The sequence below is a fragment of the Streptomyces sp. NRRL B-24572 genome (genome assembly GCF_002156145.1).
GTDB lineage: Bacteria > Actinomycetota > Actinomycetes > Streptomycetales > Streptomycetaceae > Streptomyces > Streptomyces vietnamensis.
On the sequence record NZ_MWIG01001118.1, the window covers coordinates 1 to 594 of the forward strand.

At 67.2% G+C, this 594-nt stretch carries 1 protein-coding gene; it reads right to left on the bottom strand.

From position 1 onward, the window contains the following. Window positions 1-183 (bottom strand): hypothetical protein (locus CCN56_RS40690; protein ID WP_143664840.1); only part of this gene is annotated, 183 nt, incomplete at its 3' end. Window positions 184-594: the final 411 nt, after the last annotated feature.

The window sequence follows — 594 nt, forward strand, 5'->3', positions numbered from 1 at the left end:
CCGCTCCGTCTCGGCGCGGCGCAGCGCCTCGGTGATCAAGGACGCCTCCGCCACGGCCGCGGCCCGCTCGTCGTCGGTGAGCCGGAACCAGGGCTTCGTCCGGAGCCCGGCGGTGCCCAGGACCTCCCGGCGGGTCTCGTAGAAGTGACGGGCGAGAGCCAGAGGCGGCAGCGTGTTCGTCATGCCTGGTCGAACGTCGCCTGCTCAATTCTGTGACAGCCCCACCAGCGAGCTGGGCTGGGCAACCCGCGGCGGACGGTGATCCGATCGGGTGAGCACGGTGCACTGTCACCCCCTTCACCCGTTCCCTATGTGAAGATCCTGCTATGAGGCGTATCACTCGAATCGTGTTACCGGCCGCTGCGGCAACGACGCTCCTTCTCGGCTCGGTTGCCCCTGCTCATGCGGCCCCGGGCCCGTACTGGGACAAGAGGGCCAAGTGCAACGCGACCGACCCCGACGGACGCAAGATCCCTACGCGCGTGGGCAACGGCGAACTCGGATGGAACCACTTCTCCGGCAAGCACAACATCAAGAAGTGCGCCATCGTGAACATCCCCCTCCAGGGCAACGTCGACAAGGTGAACGGCGCCG